Genomic DNA, 16958 nt, shown 5'->3' on the forward strand with positions numbered 1-16958 from the left:
TTCACATGTAGATACGGTGTTCGATCGATGGGGCGGGAGGAACGCAAGGGGGGAGCTGGGATGGGTGACAACAGTGGACCGCCGCAACCGGGCACGATGCTCACGAACGAGCTGGCGTACCGGGGGAAGTTGCAGGTTCCCAAAGAGACCGTCGATCGGCTGACCAAGGGCATCAAGGGTGCGCTGGATGAGCTGCGTGAGGTCGGCACGGACGTGGACGCCGCGCAGGGCAGCGGGTTCGAGGAGATGTCGCTGTCCAAGATGGAGGTCGGCGACGACGCGCTGTCCCAGTCGTTCGAGGGTTTCTGCGAGCAGTGGGAGTGGGGGGTGCGCGGGCTGATGGCGGACGCGGACGCCATCGCCGAGGGCCTGGGACTGGCCGCGGGCATGTCCTGGGAAGAGGACCGCTACCGGTCGGTGGCGATCAAGGGCAGCGTCAACGCGCTGAACCCCATCGGTAACCCGTACGCCTCTCAGGACGGGGTCGACAAGGCCGGGTTCGTGGACATGGTCACAGGCCAGGTCGCCGGCGAGCCCGGCCAGGGCGAAGGAAAGGCCGACTGATGGGGCTCGGGGACCTGATCAACGCGGGAACCGACGCGGCCAAGGACGCCTACCACGACTTCACCCCCGATCCGGTCGAGGACAAGATCGAGGGCGCCGTCGAGAAGGGCGGCGAGGTCGTCGGCAAAGGCTCGAACCTTCTCGCCGACAAGCTGGACGAGATGGGCTGGAAGCCCGGGGCCCGGTTCGTCCGGGACGCGGGCGACGCGGTCACCAACAAGACCGGCGGTGATGTCCAGGAGCGGGAGCTGGGTGAGACGCAGGAAGCGAACAAGCTCATCCACGGCTCCCCCTCCAAGCTGGAGTCCACCGCCAACCACCTGCGCGACTTCCACAAGGCGTTCAACCGGGTGGGCCGCGGCCTGAAGGGCCTGGACTCACACCACTTGAAGGGCGAGGCGGCCGATGCCTTCCGCCGGTCGGTGGAGGTGCAGCCCGGCCGGTGGTTCAAGGCGGCCGACGCCTGTGAGAAGGCCAAGGGGGCGCTGAACGACTTCGCCCGCACCGTGCGCTGGGCCCAGGGCGAGGCGAAGGAGGCCATCAGGCTCTACAACGAGGGCAAAACCGCCTCTCAGCAGCACAAGGCGAAGGTCGACTTCTACAACGACGCGGTCAAGGCGTACAAGGAGACGCCGAAGAAGGATCGCGTGCCCGGCTCGCTCCCCGACAAGCCTCCGGCCAAGGACCCGGGCGAGGCCAAGATGGACCAGGCCCGGGAGAAGCTGAAGGAGGCCCGCCGGCAGCGGGACGAGGCGGCACGGGCCGCCAACAAGCTGATGGAAGCAGCCCGGGATGCGGCTCCGTCCAAGCCCTCCTACTACGCCCAGGCCCGCAGCGGACTCAAGGGCGGGCTGCTGGCGGTGGAACACCGCATCGGCGGCTTCCTCACCACAGGCACCGAAGCCGTCAACTTCGTCCACGGTATGAGCCCGGTCAACGGCCACAACCTCCTCAACCCCGACGACTACCAGACCAACCTCAACAGCACGGCCACCGGGATGAAAACCCTGGCCACAAACCCGGACCTCGCCCTCAAGCAGGCATACCGAAGCTTCCTGAAGGACCCGGAGGCGTTCTTCGGCGGCGCGGCCTTCGACGTCCTCACCGGAGGCAGCGGCAAAGCCGCGAGCACGGTGGCTAAAGGCTCACGGCTCGCCCAGAAGGCTGAGCACGCCACGGAGCGTCCGGGCCGCAAGTCACTCCGACATGAGCCGGACAACTCCAACCGGCCGAACGACGGCCGGCCCTGCGGTGAGGATCCGGTCGACTTCGCCACCGGCCGCATGCTGTTGCCGCAGACCGACCTGGCACTTCCCGGTGTGCTGCCGTTGGTCTTCCGGCGTCAGTTCGAATCCTCCTACCGCGCCGGACGCTGGTTCGGGGCGGCGTGGTCGAGCACCCTCGACCAGCGCCTGGAAGTCGACGCCGAGGGCCTCGTCTTCCACGGGGAGAACAGCCTGCTGGTGGCGTATCCGTACCCGGAGCCGGGCGGCGGGCCGGTCCTTCCCGAGAAGGGCCCGCAACGGCCACTGCGGCTGCACGCGGACGGCGACTACCTGCTGACCGACCCCGAAACCGGCTGGACCAGCTACTTCGCGCCCTCGGTGGATCTGGTCGACCGCACAGGCGTGGCCCTGCTCACCGAGGTGTCCGACCGCAACGGCAACCGCGTCACGTTCGAGTACGACGAAGACGGCACCCCGCTCGCGCTGGTCCACTCCGGCGGCTACCACGTGCGCATCGAGACCGACGGGGCGCTGCGGCGGGTGGTCGGCCTGCACCTGGCCGGTGCGGCACAGGACGGCGACGACCAGCAGATCGTCCGCTTCGGCTACGACGAACACGGCAACCTGACGGAGGTGACCGGCTCCACGGGCCGCCCGCTGCGCTTCGGTTACGACGACGCCGGACGCATCGTCTCCTGGACCGATACCAACGACTCGCACTACGAGTACGCGTACGACGAGCACGACCGCTGCGTGTGGCAGTCCGGCACCGAGGGCCACATGTGCGCAACCTTCGACTACAGCTCCGTCGACCCGGAAACCGGCCACCGCGTCACCAAGGTCACCAACTCCCTCGGGCACACCACCTACTACCTGGTGAACACCCGCAACCAGGTCGTCGCGGTCACCGACCCCACCGGTGCCACCGCCCGCATCGAACGCGACGCGTACCACCGCGTCCTCTCCCACACCGACGCACTGGGCCGCACCACCCGCCTGGAACGGGACGGCAACGGCCGCGTCGTGCGGATTCTGCGCCCGGACGGCAGCACGGGGTCGATCTCCTACAACACTCTGGGTCTGCCGGTCGAAATCGTCGAGCCGGACGGTTCGGTGTGGCGGAACGAGTACGACGGGCGCGGCAACCGCACACAGACCGTCGACCCGGTGGGCGCCGCGACTCGTTATACGTACGATGCGGCAGGCCACCTCACCTCCATGACCGACGCACTGGGGCATGCGACGCAGCTGCGCTGCGACGCGGCGGGCCTGCCCACCGAGATCACCGACCCGGCCGGCGCGGTGACGACGTACCGCCGCGACGCCTTCGGCCGCCCCACCGCCGTCATCAATCCACTCGGCGACACCACCCACCTGGCCTGGACGGTCGAAGGCCACCTCACGCGCCGCGTCGACCCGGACGGTGCCACCGAGCACTGGGAGTGGGACGGCGAGGGCAACTGCACCCGCCACGTGGACCCGGCCGGCGGCGAGACGATCCACGAGTACACCCACTTCGACCTGCTCGCCGCCCGCACCGGCCCCGACGGCGTACGCCACACCTTCACCCACGACACCCGGCTCCGGCTGCGCGAGGTGACCAATCCGCAGGGGCTGAGGTGGACGTACGAGTACGACGGCGCCGACCGCCTCGTCGCGGAGACCGACTTCGACGGCCGCACCCAGCGCTACACGCTCGACGCCGCCGGACAACTGGCCGCCCGCACCACACCGCTCGGCGACACCATCACCTACGAACGTGACCTGCTCGGCCGGATGACGGCCAAGGACGCGGCAGGCACCGTGACGACGTACGCCTACGACCGGGCCGGCCGCCTGGTCGAGGCCCGCAACCCGGACGCGGAACTGCTGCGCCAGTACGACCGAGCGGGCCGGCTCAAGACGGAGGTCGTGGGCGGCCGCGCTCTCACCCATGCCTACGACACGCTGGGCCGCCCGGTACGCCGCACCACTCCCACCGGCTCGGTGACCCGGTACGGCTACGACGCGGCCGGCAACCGCACGACAGTCACCGCCGACGGCCACACGCTGGCGTCGTCGTACGACATGGCAGGCCGCGAACAGCAACGGCGTCTCGGCGAGTTGTCGTCCCTCACCTGGACCTGGGACCCGGCAGGCCGCCTCACCGGCCAGAGCCTCACAGGTGCGGCAGCGGAAACCGACTGGCACCGCTCCTACACCTACCGCCCGGACGGCCATCTGATCGCGGTGGACGACTCCCGCGAGGGTGCCACCCGCTTCTCCCTCGACGCGGCGGGCCGCGTCACGCGGGTGACCGCCCGGGACTGGACCGAGTCCTACGCCTACGACGAGGCGGGCAACCAGACAACGGCGTCCTGGCCGGAAACCCACGCCGCCGCCGAAGCCCGCGGCCCCCGCACCTACACCGGCACCCGCATCCGCACAGCGGGCCGCCTGCGCTACGAACACGACGCGGCGGGACGCGTCGTGAGCCGCCAGAAGAAGAACCTCTCCCGGCGGCCGGACACCTGGCACTACGAGTGGGACGCAGAGGACCGCCTGACGCGGGTCACCACGCCGGACGGCACGGAATGGCGTTACGCGTACGACCCGCTGGGCCGCCGCATATCAAAGGAATCCGCCTCCGAGCGGGTGGACTTCACCTGGGACGGCCCCACCCTCATAGAACAGACAACAACCGGCGAGGCCCCCCACCCGGTCACCCTCACCTGGAACCATCAGGGCCTCCATCCCATCTCCCAGACGGAACGCATCACCGAGGAAACCACCCAACGGGAAATAGACTCCCGCTTCTTCGCCATCGTCACCGACCTCATCGGCACCCCCACAGCGCTGCTCACCGAGTCCGGCGCCACGGCCTGGCACACCCGGCAAACCCTCTGGGGCACCACCACCTGGAACACCGACGCCGCCACCTACACCCCCCTCCGCTTCCCCGGCCAATACTTCGACCCCGAAACCGGGCTCCATTACAACTACTTCCGCCACTACGACCCCGAGACAGCCCGCTATCTCTCCCTGGACCCACTCGGCCTGACACCGGCACCGAACCCGGTGGCCTACGTGGCGAATCCCAATTCATGGGCCGATCCACTCGGGCTCGGACCGTGCAAGAAAGTGGCGGAGAATGATGCTGGACGCTTTGGCGACCTGAACCCAGGCCCTCCAGGCGACGGGCTCACAGCTCACCATATGCCCCAGCACGCGCTGGGTTTCCTAGACAGGAACGAAGGCGGAGCAATAGTGATGAAACAAGCGGATCATGAACTCACCCGAACCTACGGCTATAACGGGAGGGCCACAAAAGCAGCTGATGCTGGTCTCCCGTTCCGGACAGTGCTGGCTATGGACATATGGGACATGCGGAGGATTGGCCAACTGCAGTACGGCGATCCAGGGTATTACAATAAAGGCATTATGGGTCTGCTGGCCTACTATCGCAGCATCGGACTTCTTTGAAAGGATTTTCAGGTGGCAATCCGTCGCACGGTTCAGAATCTGGTGGACGCGGGACCCTTCCCCTCCGAAGAGGGCACCGAGGAAGAGATTGCCGCCACGCAACACCTTCTTGAGCAGATCGTCGCACCTGTGACCGACGAAGAGGCGCAGGCACTTGCAACAGCTTTCGGCCCCGACGATTGCTACGGTCTTTCGTGGACCCTGCTGCACCTGATCGAGACCGCACCAAACGCCCAGAACGCACATTATCCGCAGAATGCAGATAACCCATGGGTCGAGCTGTTGAACTCCCGCGTTGCATTCGGTAAAGAAATGCGCAAGGAATGACTTGCGAAAGGCTGGCGTAACTCGCAGATAGTGGCCGCGACACTCTTGCAGCTGTGAGAACGAGCCTCGCACCGCGGTGCACACGGCATCGCCACGCCCGGCTGATCCCGCGAGCAGCCGGGGGCTATCCTGGCTGTCCTGACCATGCGTTGACCCAGAGGTCACCCTCGGTCAGTCAGCGCAGTGCAGCAGTCTCCCTCTCACCGAGCGAGCCTTCGGAGGTCACCGATCCATGGCCCAGCGGCCCCCGCGACTGCCTACGCCGCCGCCCAATCCGTATGGAGCGCATCCGGGGGCGGGTTGGGCGCCGCCGGCTTCGGGGGTGCGGAAGAAGGGGGTCACCACCGGGCGGGTGATCGGGACCTGTGTGGCGGGGCTGTTGGTGTTCGTCTATGTGGTGATACCAGTCGTGCAGCTGCTCCGTTGACCCGGCGGGCAGGGTGGGGCGGCGAACAGGGCGACGGCTAGTGCGAGGGCATCGGATGTGGAAGCGGGGGGCGGCCGAAGAGGTCGCGGGGGCAGCAGGGACAGGGGCGGCGGCGCCGGTCTGGGCGGAGGTGCCCAGTGAGGTGGAGCAGCGGCTGTACGAGGCCAAGTGCCGTCATGACTGGGGCGCATACCTGGACGTACTGGCCAACCAGTATCTCTACCGGCTGGCCTCCCGGCCCTGGCTGGACGCCAATCCGGGCCGGATACCGGCCCGGATGCACCCGGTCTGGCGTCCCGAGGTGCAGGGCTGGTGTGCGGCCGTGTACACGGAGGCCATGTTGCCGGCGCCGGTCGAGGATCCGGTCTTCATCTCGGAGAGCCTGGGTGAGTACGCCCGCCGGTGGTCGCCGCAGGATCCGCCGTGGTTGGCGGTGAATCCGGGGTCGCCCTGCGAGGCGTACTTCCCGGCCAGCCGGTCCCTGTGCGCACTGTGGCAGCAGCACGCCGACCGCGCCGCGGAGCTGAACAAGCAGGGCAGGCTCCGCACGCTGTGGGTGGGCGGCCCGCGTACCGGCCCGGTCGCGCGGGGGCTGGCGTGCGGGGCGCTGCTGTCCGTGTACAACAGCCGCTACTGGAACTCCCTCTCCCACGGAATCGGCTACGACGACGAGCGACGGGCGCTCGAACGCTGGTGGGGGGTCACCACGCGGGAGAAGTGGCAGCAGTATCAGGAGGAGCTGCTGACCAACGAGATGAGCAGCCCGGTGTGGGAGTTCACCCTGGGGCTGCGGCACAGTCTGGCCCAGGACTTCGGCGGGCAGGTGGAGCCGGCGCACTGGCGGCAGGCGGCGGAGCGGGTGCTGCGCAAGCGGGTCGCGACGGCCACGATCGAGCTGACGCCGGACGGGGTGACGCGCACGGAGGGCCCCAGCGAGGAGGAGGTGGAGTGGCAGATCGACGGTGTGAAGCGGCTGATCGGCCGGATCACCCGGTACGAGGCGAGGTTCCGCGCCGACGGGCTGCTGCCCGAGGGGCGGTTCGTCCGCTCGGTCGCCGCCTGGGACTACGGCCGTGGCTCCAACATGGCCCGCTTCGGACTGGCGGCCCGCTTCTGCACGGTGGAGGAGGCCGAGGCGGCCGTCCTGCGCGCCGGTCGGGTCAGCACCGTCACCTACCGCTCGTGGGAGGACTTCTCCGCCGCGTACATCCTCGGCCGCTGCCTCCACTTCGACGAGGAGGAGTTCGGGCCGTGGTACGAGGAGATGCTGGACGCCCATCGGGTGCTGACGACCGATCCGGAGAGTCCCTGGCTCACGCTCCCCTTCCGCGCCGGGTGACCGGTGACCGGCCGGGGGTCTCCCCGATCCCCTGGCCCCGGCCCGGGAGCGGCTAGCAGTACGGTGCCTGGCCCGTCAGCGCGTAGGCGACGCCCATGAAGACGCCGAAGAGGCGGAAGAGGGCCGGCAGATCGCCGCTGACCCGCACCGAGCGGTCGTGGGTCGAGCGGTCGTCGGCCGGGTCCTTACCCGGACGGGTGACGCCGGGGATGCCCTCCAACTGCTGGGCGACGGAGGCCGACTGCCAGCGCACGGTGAGGGTGTGGGCGCCGGTGTCGGGCGCCGGGCGGGTACGGGACGGGGCCTGGCGCACCCCCTCGCGTACGGCCGCCTCGATCGCGCCGCGCGCCTCGTCGGCGGGGCGGAGCCGGGCGGCGAAGCGGTCCCTGGCGTATTTGACGGGCGCCGTACGCACGTTCGCGTCCCATTCGGCGACCTCCGCACAGGCCACGTCGCAGCCCGAGAGTGCGACGACGGGCACGCCGAGCGCCGTGGCCGTCGCGTACGCGAAACCGATCTCGCCCATGGCACGGTCGTCGTCCAGCCACATGTCCTCGATCTCGTGGCCCATGAAGCTGTGGCTGAGTACGCCGAGCGCACCGGCGCGCGCGTGGTAGCCGATGAACACGGCGGCGTCGAAGGAGGCGTCGAGGTCCTGGAGCATGCCCATCGGCTTGGGCTTGCCGCGCACCAGGGACGCCGCCGGGTGCAGGTCTTCGACCAGCAGATTCCGCATCGTGCTGTGCGTGTCGTTGACGACGACCTCACGGGCTCCGGCCGCCAGCGCCCCGCGCACCGCCGCGTTGACGTCCTCGGTCATCATCCGGCGCCCGCGCTCGTAGTCCCGGCCGCCCATCTGTACGTCGTCGGCCCCGACCAGCCCGGTCACGCCCTCCATGTCGGCGCTGATGTACACCTTCATCCGCTGCGCTCTCCGTTCGCCCGTTCCGCGACTGCCTCGTCCGCGCCAAGTCTCGCAGTGAGGCGGGAGTGGCGGATGCCGTAGAGGAAGTAGCAGGCGAGGCCCACGGTCATCCAGGCGCCGAAGACGGCCCAGGTGACGGCGGGCAGGCTGACCATCATCCAGGCGCAGAAGCCGAAGCCGAGCAGCGGGGTGAGCGGGAAGAGCGCCACCCGGAAGGTGCGGTTCATGGTGGGGCGGGTGCGGCGCAGGACGATGACGGCGACGTTGACCAGGGCGAAGGCGAACAGGGTGCCGATGCTGGTTGCGTTGGCGAGTTCGCCCAGCGGGACGGTGGCGGCCAGGGTGCCGCAGAAGGCGGAGACCAGGAGGGTGTTGGCACGCGGTGTGCCCGTCCGCTGGTTCACCTTGGCGAACACCTGCGGTACGAGACCGTCCCGGGACATGGCGAACAGGATGCGGGTCTGGCCGTAGAGGACGGCGAAGACGACGCTGGCGATGGCGACGACGGCGCCCGCGGCGAGCACCACGCTCCACAGCCCGATGCCGGTGACGTCCTTCATGATCTGCGCGAGAGCGGCGTCGGTGCCCTCGAAGTCCTGCCAGGGCATGGCGCCGACGGCGACCAGCGCGACGAGGCAGTACAGGACGGTGACGATCAGCAGGGACAGCATGATCGCCCGGGGCAGGTCCCGCTTGGGGTTCTTCGCCTCCTCGCCCGCGGTGGAGGCGGCGTCGAAGCCGATGTAGGAGAAGAAGAGGGTCGCTGCGGCGGCGCTGACGCCGGTCGCGCCGAGCGGGGCGAGCGGCGCGTAGTTGCCCGCCTGGATGCCGAAGAAGCCGATGCCGCAGAAGAGCAGCAGCGTCACGATCTTGATGACGACCATGGTGGTGTTGATGCGGGCGCTCTCCTTCGCGCCGCCCATCAGGAAGACCATGGCGAGCAGGATGACCGCGAGCGCGGGCAGATTGACGAAGCCGCCCTCGCCGAGCGGTGCGGAGACCGCGGCGGGGATCGTCACCCCGATGGTGCCGGCCAGGAGTTCGTCGAGGTACTGCCCCCAGCCGACGGCGACGGCCGCCACCGAGATGCCGTACTCCAGCACCAGGCACCAGCCGCAGATCCAGGCGACGAGTTCGCCCATGGTGGCGTAGGCGTACGAGTAGGAGGAGCCGGAGACCGGGATGGAGCCGGCCAGTTCCGCGTAGGAGAGCGCGGAGAAGAGGGCCGTCAGTCCCGCGAGGACGAAGGAGATCGCGACGGCGGGCCCGGCGAGCGGAGTGGCTTCACCGAGTACGACGAAGATCCCGGTGCCGAGCGTGGCACCGATGCTGATGGTCGTCAGCTGCCACATCGACAGGGAGCGGCGGAGCGCACCGCCCTCCCCCTGCCCGCCCTCGGCGATCAGCCGCTCGACGGGCTTTCGGCGCAGCAGTCTGCTTCTGCGCCCGGACGCCGGGGCCTGCCCCCGGGCTTGGCCGGTGGCAGGGTCGGTGGCCGGGGCGCGCCCCGAGGTCGAGCCGGTGGCCGGTGCGGAGCCCGTCTGCGGTCCCGGCGGGGAGGAGGGTTCGGAGGCGGGCTGGGCCGTGGGCGGCGCTGCGCTGTGTTCCGGCGGCATGTCGGGCTCCTTGTCGCTGCGTCGGCGGAGAATGCGACGGCGACCACAATCCGCGTACATGACAAAGGGCATGACGCGTCAGCCCGTGCGGGGATCAACCCGTGCACCGGTGAGGGGGCCGCCGAGCTGGCGGTCACCGCCACTCCTGGCACGGGGCATGAGCCTACGAGTCCGCAGCTCACGGCAGGAATGCATGCCTGTTGCGCATTGCCGGAAGATCGTTGCGTACTTCGGGCCGCGAACGGGGAAACGTTGCGCGGACGGGAAACACCGCGCGAACGGCGCCTTACACGGCGCCGGACTCCTGCCCGGATTCCTGCCCGTTCTCGCGCCCCGGCTCCTGCCCGGTCTCCCGCACCGGCTCCTGCCCGGTGCCCCGCACCGGCTCCCCGGGCGACCCCACCGAAGCCGCCCCGGGCTGCGACTGCGCCTCCAGCACCGTCAGCAGCTCCGCGAACACGGGAAGCGCGCGCTCCAGCACCTCGCGGCGCTCCGGACCGAGCTCGTCCAGGGCGCGGCGGAGGGCACCGGTACTCACCCGGTCGTAGCGGCCGAGCATGTCCAGCGCCTTGGGGGAGGCGGCCAGCCGCACCGTCCGCAGATCGGTGGCGGACGGCGTCCGCTCCACCAGCCCGGACGCCGTCATCGCGCGGACCAGGTTGCTGACCGTGGAGGGCGCGATCCGCAGTCGTCCGGCGACCTCGCGCGGCGTGCACGGTCCGTCCTCGGCAAGGCTGCGCAGCAGTTCGATCTGGGCCTCCGGCAGGTCGGGCAGGCCCTCGATACGGCGGGTGCGCAGCACGGCGCGGCGCAGGGGTCCGATGAGCCGGCCGATACGGGTGGCGGTGTCCATGATCCCAGTATGGACCATGGATTTTGCGGCAAAACTATTTTGCTGCAAAATGAAACTAGTCCCCCAGCCGAGGGGGCGGGCACCTTGCCCAACACACACGAAGCAGAAGGAGGCAGCTCATGACCACGGCCGCCACCACGGCGACCGCCCCCGTCCCCCCGCAGGACCTGAGCGGCATCGTCGGACACCGCTTCATCTACACCTACGCCAACGGCTGGCAGTACGAGATGTATGTGAAGAACGACCGCACCATCGACTACCGCATCCACTCCGGGATGGTCGGTGGCCGCTGGGTCAAGGACCAGCACGTCGACCTCGTCCAACTCGACGAGGACAGCTACAAGGTCGCCTGGACGGAGCCGACCGGCACCTCCGTCACCGTCAATGTGCTGCCGGGCAAGCGGCGGCTGCACGGCACGATCTTCTTCCCCCGCTGGGTGGAGGAGCACGGCGAACGCACCGTCTGCTACCAGAACGACCACCTGGACGAGATGCGGGCCTACCGCGATCAGGGCCCCACCTACCCGCTCCACGTCGTCCCGGAATTCGCCCGGATCACCCTTTTCGAGTACGTCGGCACCGACGACGAGTCCGTCATCGCGGTGGCCCCCGGCGACCTCCCCACCGGCTGGGCCGACCGCACCGACCGAGACGGCGTGGGACTCTTTCCCCATGACGCCTCCGGTGACGAACCGACCTCTACCGGTACTCGTCTACGACGGTGACTGCGGCTTCTGCACCACCGCGGTGCGCTTCGGCGAACGGCACGTGCGGCCCCGGTGCGTGAGCGAGCCCTGGCAGTTCCTCGACCGCACCGAACTCGCCGCGCTCGGCATCACGCGCGAGCGCGCCGAACACGAGGTGCTGTGGGTGACGCCGACCGGAACGGTGTACGGCGGCGCCCAGGCCCTCGCGAAAGCCCTGCTCAGCGCGGGCGGCGCCTGGCCCGTGGCCGGCGCCGTACTGACCCTGCCGCCCTTTCGCTGGGCCGCCCACATGGGCTATCGCCTCGTCGCCGCCAACCGCCACCGCCTGCCGGGCGGTACGGCGGCGTGCGCCGTCACCCGATCCGGCGACCCTGGTGAGGGCCCGACTAGTTGATGGACTGGATCTCCTGGACCGTCACGTCCTGCTGACCGCCGAACTCGCCGGTGGGCAGATCGTTCTCGCCGGCGCCGTCACTGCCTTCCCACGACGCCTTCCACGTCAGCGTGGAGCTCAAGGTGTACGTCCCGCCGCCCTGGGTCGCCCGCAAATACGTCACCCCGCACGGCGGCGCCTTCTTCCCGCTCCCCTTCTTGTACGGGGAACCGATGCTGCCGTCACCCTTGATCGCGCACTCACCTGACTCCGGGTGCACCGTCGCGTCCTCCGTCCCCGGGTCCAGCTTGAGGGAGTCGGGCGTCACCGTCGTCCGCGCCCAGATCTCCTCTCCCCCGCCGAGATCCACGGACGCCTTCACCGACAGCGGCCTGTACCGCCCCTTGTCCAGCCACACCCAGGTGGGCAGATTGACCGTCTGCTTGTCCTTCGGATTCAGCTCCACCCGCGTCTCGGGCACCGTGATCTGCGCATACGCCAACTTCGAGAGGATCTGCGGACTGATCGCGTTCTCCACGTCGTCCGGCCGCTCACCGTTCTTCACCCAGAACGGCAACCTCGTACACGACTCCCGCTTCGCCGCGTCCTTCTCATTCGGATTCGGCACCGCCGCCCAGAACTTCCCCTCACCCTGCTTATCCAGGTTGAAGTCCTTGTACTCGCCCTCCGAGTACATGTGCCGGATGTCCTGGTCCATCTCCTGCTTGTGAGGACCGTTGTTGGGAGCTCGCCCGGTCAACGAGTACGGCGACGCGTCAACCTTCTCCTTGAGCTCCTTCGGCGTATACGTGGGTGCGTACCAACACGGCGGCGGCGACCAGTTCCCCACCGGCACGGACAGATTGCCACCCCCACCTTTGCCCCCGGCGGAACCGCTGCCGGAGTAGTGGACCACTCCTGCGTTAGCGCTGTAGTTCTGGCCCTCCTTGTCGCCGCCCTGGTCGGCGTCGAAGCCTGCGTAGGCGTACGGCGCTTCCAAACCGAGCACCGTGGCTGCAGCCCCTGCCAACACCGCCGCCCTGATTACTGCTCTTTGCATTGCTTCACCGCCTTCTCCGTGACATCCACAGACCGGGCTTTCCACGGCGCACCGCCTTCGGAAGGCTTCTGCATCACTACACTGAAGCGGAGAAAGTTCTCTTCAGGCGCACCAGTGTTTCGGATGACCTTCCCAGTCTTGATCTGCTTACTGAAGATCTTTCGCTGGTCGGAGCAGAACGCCACCTCAACGAGCTTCCCATCCACCGCGTCCCCGACCTGCTCCTTGTAGAAGCGCTCAGAGCCGGTAACGGTGTAATTCTTCTTGGCGTGCTGCTCCATCATGTAGGTGGCGTAATCCTGCGCGTCCTGAAGCGGCACTGTGTGGGCAGCGATCAGCGGATCTTTGGGGCGGTCCTTCACCATGCCGTGCCGGACCACCCTCATATAGTCCGCGGCTCCGTCCAAGGCGGCGGCCTTGTCGGGGTCGGAGGGCTGGTCCCAGTCGAAGACGAGCTTCACGTCATCGGGCAGTTCGATGTCGCTGGTGCGGAAGTCGGGCTCCTTCTCCTGGGTGCCCTCATTCTTCTTCGGGCTCGGGGACTTGTCCTTCGAAGAATCCGCGCCCTCGATCTTGTCGCTCTTCGAGTCGCCGTCGTCGCCCCCGCCGCACCCGGCGAGAAGCAGCGCGGCGGCAGCGGTGGCGGCGGCCAACGAGACGGCGGGGCGGGTGAGGTGCACAGCTGGCTCCCTGTTGCATCAGGTGACTGTCGTGCACCTGACGGTAGCAGCGGCGCCAACTCCCCACCCAGCGACTTCAGGAGCGGAAAAAGTGGAGGAGAACCGTCCGAAGAAAGGGCAGGGGAAGGGCGGGGCGAAGACAAAACCGCCGCTTCGCCCGTACGGAGTACGGGCGAAGCGGCGGTTTGCGGTACGCGCGTGACGCGTGAGCGCGGGGGCGCGGAGCGAGAACGCGTGGGCGGGCTACTTCTTGTCGCCGCCCTTGCCGTCCTTGCCGTTCTTGTCCCCGCCGGGACCCATGGTCTCGTAGATCTCCTTGCACATCGGGCAGACCGGGTACTTCTTCGGGTCGCGACCCGGGACCCAGACCTTCCCGCAGAGCGCGACGACGGGCGTCCCGTCCATCGCGCTCGCCATGATCTTGTCCTTCTGGACATAGTGGGCGAACCGCTCGTGATCGCCATCACCGTGCGACGTCTGCGGGGTCGGTTCGACGAGTGTGCCGGTGCCCGCCCCGCGCTCGGGCTCAAGAGTGCTCATGCAGTCCAAGGGTACTCATGCGACCGGAACACGTCAGGCATGGGCCGTGGCCCGCGTCACCCGTCGGGAGCCTTGCGCGGACCCGTGTTCGGCTCCGCTTCCTGGCTCCCCCGGGGACGGTCTCCGTGGCCTCGGGGGACGGCCTTCCGGCTGGCCCCGGTCGGTACGGGCCTCAGTTCAGCGACGGGTCGTCCGGGTACGTCGCCACCAGCGCCAACTCGCTGCGCTGTCTGCGCAGTACGGACCGCCACAGGCGCTCGGGGGCCGGGGACGAGACATCGCCGGGCTCCGACTCGACCACGTACCACGCGCCCTCCGACAGCTCCTTCTCCAGCTGTCCCGGGCCCCAGCCCGCGTATCCGGCGAAGATCCGCAGCGAGCCGAGCTCGGCGGCGAGCAGTTCGGGCGGTGCCTCCAGGTCGACGAGGCCGATGGCGCCGTGCACCCGGCGCCAGCCGAGGGGGCCGTCCGTGTCCAGGACGGTGTCGGTGTCGGCCTCGGGGCCGATTCCGGCGGCGGCTCCGGGGTCCGCCTCGGCGGTGTCGGCGCCCTCCGTATCGCCACCGGAAGCGCTCTCACCTGCGGTCTCCCGCTTGCCGGTGGCGCTGCCGCGCCCGGTGGCGGGGCCACCGGGCCCGGGGGCGTTCTCCGCCGGGCCACGCGTGGCGTCCGGCCGGTCCACCGGCCGTCCGCCGGGCTCTTCCGCCTGCTTGCCCGGGGGCTGCGCGCTGTCCGCCGTGGGGGCTCTCTTCTCGTCCGACGCGGCGCCCGGGCCGCCGTCGACCGCGCGGCCGGGGCCGCCGTCGGTGCGGTCGCCTCTGCCGGAGGGGACCACGGCGACGCCCAGCGCGGCGTCCAGCGAGACGGGGCCGCCCTGGAAGACGACTCCGGGCTCGCCGGTGAGCGCGGCCCACGGCTCCAGGATGTCGCTGACGTCCACCGGGGTGGGACGGTTGAGGACCACGCCCAGTGAGCCCTCCTCGTCATGGTCGAGGAGGAGCACCACCGCGCGGTCGAAGTTCGGATCGGCCAGCACCGGTGTGGCGACGAGCAGTCGTCCGGTGAGCGAGGACACCTCGGTCATACGGCAATGATCCCGCACCTGCGCCGTTTGCGGGACCCAATGGCCGGATCGGGGCCCCCACCGGGCCCGCCCCACGCCTCAGCCCCGCCTCACCCGCGCCCCATCGCACCCCGTGCACGCCCCGTCCACGCCCCGCCCGCGCCCCACCCTGACGCCGCGCACCGTTGCGCGGCACGACAGCCACCGGTTTCGCAGTACGGCAGGTAACGGGCAAATCACCCTACGTGTTATTGCTGACCTGTGACAGTCCCCGGCCCCCCTCGGACTTGGGTCCGCACCGGACGAGGCCATTACGCTTGCCTGTTGTCCCATCCCGTCTCGCGGAATCGCGGAGATCCATGACCGACAGCCCAGCCGACGTACTCCTCGTCCACGGTGGCGCCCCGCTCGAGGGCGAGCTCCGTGTCCGGGGTGCGAAGAACCTCGTTCCCAAGGCCATGGTCGCCGCGCTGCTGGGCAGTGAACCGAGCCGACTGCGCAACGTGCCTGACATCCGGGATGTCCGGGTCGTCCGTGGGCTGCTCCAGCTGCACGGTGTGACGGTCCGCACCGGGGACGAGTCCGGCGAGCTGGTGCTCGACCCCTCCCACGTGGAGAGCGCCAACGTCGCGGACATCGACGCGCACGCGGGCTCCTCCCGCATCCCGATCCTGTTCTGCGGTCCGCTGCTGCACCGGCTGGGGCACGCCTTCATCCCGGGTCTGGGCGGCTGCGACATCGGCGGTCGTCCGGTGGACTTCCACTTCGACGTGCTGCGCAAGTTCGGCGCGACGATCGAGAAGCGCGCCGACGGGCAGTATCTGGAGGCCCCGCAGCGGCTGCGCGGCACCAAGATCCGGCTGCCGTACCCGTCGGTCGGCTCCACGGAGCAGGTGCTGCTGACGGCGGTGCTGGCGGACGGTGTCACCGAGCTGTCGAACGCGGCGGTCGAGCCGGAGATCGAGGACCTGATCTGCGTGCTGCAGAAGATGGGCGCGATCATCTCGATGGACACCGACCGGACCATCCGGATCACGGGCGTCGACAAGCTGGGCGGCTACACCCACCGCGCCCTGCCCGACCGGCTGGAGGCGGCCTCCTGGGCGAGCGCGGCGCTGGCGACCGAGGGCAGCGTGTTCGTGCGCGGTGCCGAGCAGAAGTCGATGATCGCCTTCCTCAACACCTTCCGGAAGGTGGGCGGCGCCTTCGAGATCGGTGACGAGGGCATCCGCTTCTGGCACCCGGGCGGCCCGCTGAACGCCATCGCGCTGGAGACGGACGTCCACCCCGGCTTCCAGACGGACTGGCAGCAGCCGCTGGTGGTGGCGCTGACCCAGGCGTCGGGGCTGTCGATCGTGCACGAGACGGTGTACGAGTCGCGCCTGGGCTTCACCTCGGCGCTCAACCAGATGGGCGCGCACATCCAGCTGTACCGCGAGTGCCTGGGCGGGATGCCGTGCCGCTTCGGCCAGCGCAACTTCCTGCACTCGGCGGTGGTTTCCGGGCCGACGAAGCTCCAGGGCAGCGACCTGGTCATTCCGGACCTGCGCGGCGGCTTCTCGTATCTGATCGCCGCGCTGGCCGCGCAGGGCACCTCGCGGGTGCACGGCATCGACCTGATCAACCGCGGCTACGAGAACTTCCAGCAGAAGCTGGTCGAACTGGGCGCCAAGGTCGACCGCCCCTAGGCGGTTTCGACTCTTCGACTGTTCGGCGGTTTCGGCTGTTCCCGGCCGGTCGGTTCAGCGGCTGTTCCGGCCCGCCCGCCGGCCGGTTCGGGGGCTGTGCCGCACAAA

General features: G+C 69.3%; 14 protein-coding genes. 7 read left to right on the top strand and 7 right to left on the bottom strand.

What is annotated here, in order from left to right:
* The first annotated feature begins 60 nt into the window (after positions 1 to 60).
* The 4 genes from JW613_RS27760 to JW613_RS27775 all read left to right on the top strand — a co-directional run bounded on the left by JW613_RS27760 (position 61) and on the right by JW613_RS27775 (position 7345).
* Positions 61 to 564 (top strand): hypothetical protein, encoded by a 504-nt coding sequence (locus JW613_RS27760; RefSeq protein WP_209213630.1) that lies wholly within the window; start codon positions 61 to 63, stop codon positions 562 to 564.
* Entirely contained in the window at positions 564 to 5252 is a 4689-nt protein-coding gene (locus JW613_RS27765; protein ID WP_245226400.1) for a putative T7SS-secreted protein, read from the top strand. Before JW613_RS27760 ends, JW613_RS27765 begins: the two co-directional genes overlap by 1 nt.
* A gap of 12 nt (positions 5253 to 5264) precedes the next feature.
* Positions 5265 to 5579: a hypothetical protein gene (locus tag JW613_RS27770; RefSeq protein ID WP_209213720.1), complete on the top strand. Its 315-nt coding sequence runs from the start codon at positions 5265 to 5267 to the stop codon at positions 5577 to 5579.
* Between the two features lie 482 nt (positions 5580 to 6061).
* On the top strand, positions 6062 to 7345 hold the full coding sequence (locus JW613_RS27775; protein ID WP_209213631.1) for a DUF1266 domain-containing protein: 1284 nt from the start codon (positions 6062 to 6064) through the stop codon (positions 7343 to 7345).
* A 52-nt stretch (positions 7346 to 7397) separates the two neighbouring features.
* Here JW613_RS27775 and JW613_RS27780 read toward each other — a convergent pair whose 3' ends face one another.
* The 3 genes from JW613_RS27780 to JW613_RS27790 all read right to left on the bottom strand — a co-directional run bounded on the left by JW613_RS27780 (position 7398) and on the right by JW613_RS27790 (position 10739).
* On the bottom strand, positions 7398 to 8267 hold the full coding sequence (locus JW613_RS27780) for a M55 family metallopeptidase (protein WP_209213632.1): 870 nt from the start codon (positions 8265 to 8267) through the stop codon (positions 7398 to 7400).
* Complete coding sequence (locus JW613_RS27785) at positions 8264 to 9886, bottom strand: amino acid permease (RefSeq protein ID WP_209213633.1); 1623 nt, start codon at positions 9884 to 9886, stop codon at positions 8264 to 8266. The genes JW613_RS27780 and JW613_RS27785 overlap by 4 nt, the downstream gene beginning before the upstream one ends.
* 286 nt (positions 9887 to 10172) lie before the next feature.
* Positions 10173 to 10739: a MarR family winged helix-turn-helix transcriptional regulator gene (locus tag JW613_RS27790; protein ID WP_209213634.1), complete on the bottom strand. Its 567-nt coding sequence runs from the start codon at positions 10737 to 10739 to the stop codon at positions 10173 to 10175.
* A gap of 119 nt (positions 10740 to 10858) precedes the next feature.
* Between JW613_RS27790 and JW613_RS36470 the strand changes: the two genes are divergently transcribed.
* Both JW613_RS36470 and JW613_RS27800 read left to right on the top strand, forming a co-directional pair.
* Positions 10859 to 11464 carry a phenolic acid decarboxylase gene (locus tag JW613_RS36470; protein ID WP_209213635.1) on the top strand — a complete coding sequence of 202 codons (606 nt, stop codon included), beginning with the start codon at positions 10859 to 10861 and terminating at the stop codon, positions 11462 to 11464.
* On the top strand, positions 11412 to 11840 hold the full coding sequence (locus tag JW613_RS27800) for a thiol-disulfide oxidoreductase DCC family protein (RefSeq protein WP_209213636.1): 429 nt from the start codon (positions 11412 to 11414) through the stop codon (positions 11838 to 11840). The genes JW613_RS36470 and JW613_RS27800 overlap by 53 nt, the downstream gene beginning before the upstream one ends.
* Here JW613_RS27800 and JW613_RS27805 read toward each other — a convergent pair.
* From JW613_RS27805 to JW613_RS27820, 4 genes are all read right to left on the bottom strand, one after another.
* Positions 11833 to 12819 (bottom strand): hypothetical protein, encoded by a 987-nt coding sequence (locus JW613_RS27805; protein WP_245226401.1) that lies wholly within the window; start codon positions 12817 to 12819, stop codon positions 11833 to 11835. The two genes, JW613_RS27800 and JW613_RS27805, sit on opposite strands and share 8 nt — an antisense overlap.
* A gap of 44 nt (positions 12820 to 12863) precedes the next feature.
* Positions 12864 to 13559, bottom strand: a complete 696-nt coding sequence (locus JW613_RS27810) for a hypothetical protein (protein WP_209213637.1) — start codon at positions 13557 to 13559, stop codon at positions 12864 to 12866.
* 243 nt (positions 13560 to 13802) lie between these two features.
* On the bottom strand, positions 13803 to 14099 hold the full coding sequence (locus JW613_RS27815; protein WP_099881383.1) for a DUF3039 domain-containing protein: 297 nt from the start codon (positions 14097 to 14099) through the stop codon (positions 13803 to 13805).
* Positions 14100 to 14271: 172 nt separating this feature from the next.
* Entirely contained in the window at positions 14272 to 15183 is a 912-nt protein-coding gene (locus JW613_RS27820; RefSeq protein WP_209213638.1) for a YqgE/AlgH family protein, read from the bottom strand.
* A 338-nt stretch (positions 15184 to 15521) separates the two neighbouring features.
* Here JW613_RS27820 and murA point away from each other — a divergent pair, with 338 nt between their 5' ends.
* On the top strand, positions 15522 to 16850 hold the full coding sequence (gene murA / locus JW613_RS27825; protein WP_099881387.1) for a UDP-N-acetylglucosamine 1-carboxyvinyltransferase: 1329 nt from the start codon (positions 15522 to 15524) through the stop codon (positions 16848 to 16850).
* Positions 16851 to 16958: the final 108 nt, after the last annotated feature.

It is taken from the genome of Streptomyces smyrnaeus, assembly GCF_017676345.1.
In the GTDB taxonomy this organism is placed as follows: Bacteria; Actinomycetota; Actinomycetes; order Streptomycetales; family Streptomycetaceae; genus Streptomyces; species Streptomyces smyrnaeus.

Excerpts from the sequence above, each read along its gene's own strand:
- JW613_RS27760 (WP_209213630.1), top strand. The coding sequence starts at position 61 with ATGGGTGACAACAGTGGACCGCCGCAACCGGGCACGATGCTCACGAAC.
- JW613_RS27765 (WP_245226400.1), top strand. The coding sequence starts at position 564 with ATGGGGCTCGGGGACCTGATCAACGCGGGAACCGACGCGGCCAAGGAC.
- JW613_RS27775 (WP_209213631.1), top strand. The coding sequence starts at position 6,062 with ATGTGGAAGCGGGGGGCGGCCGAAGAGGTCGCGGGGGCAGCAGGGACA.
- JW613_RS27780 (WP_209213632.1), bottom strand. The coding sequence starts at position 8,267 with ATGAAGGTGTACATCAGCGCCGACATGGAGGGCGTGACCGGGCTGGTC.
- JW613_RS27785 (WP_209213633.1), bottom strand. The coding sequence starts at position 9,886 with ATGCCGCCGGAACACAGCGCAGCGCCGCCCACGGCCCAGCCCGCCTCC.
- JW613_RS27790 (WP_209213634.1), bottom strand. The coding sequence starts at position 10,739 with ATGGACACCGCCACCCGTATCGGCCGGCTCATCGGACCCCTGCGCCGC.
- JW613_RS36470 (WP_209213635.1), top strand. The coding sequence starts at position 10,859 with ATGACCACGGCCGCCACCACGGCGACCGCCCCCGTCCCCCCGCAGGAC.
- JW613_RS27800 (WP_209213636.1), top strand. The coding sequence starts at position 11,412 with ATGACGCCTCCGGTGACGAACCGACCTCTACCGGTACTCGTCTACGAC.
- JW613_RS27815 (WP_099881383.1), bottom strand. The coding sequence starts at position 14,099 with ATGAGCACTCTTGAGCCCGAGCGCGGGGCGGGCACCGGCACACTCGTC.
- JW613_RS27820 (WP_209213638.1), bottom strand. The coding sequence starts at position 15,183 with ATGACCGAGGTGTCCTCGCTCACCGGACGACTGCTCGTCGCCACACCG.
- murA (WP_099881387.1), top strand. The coding sequence starts at position 15,522 with ATGACCGACAGCCCAGCCGACGTACTCCTCGTCCACGGTGGCGCCCCG.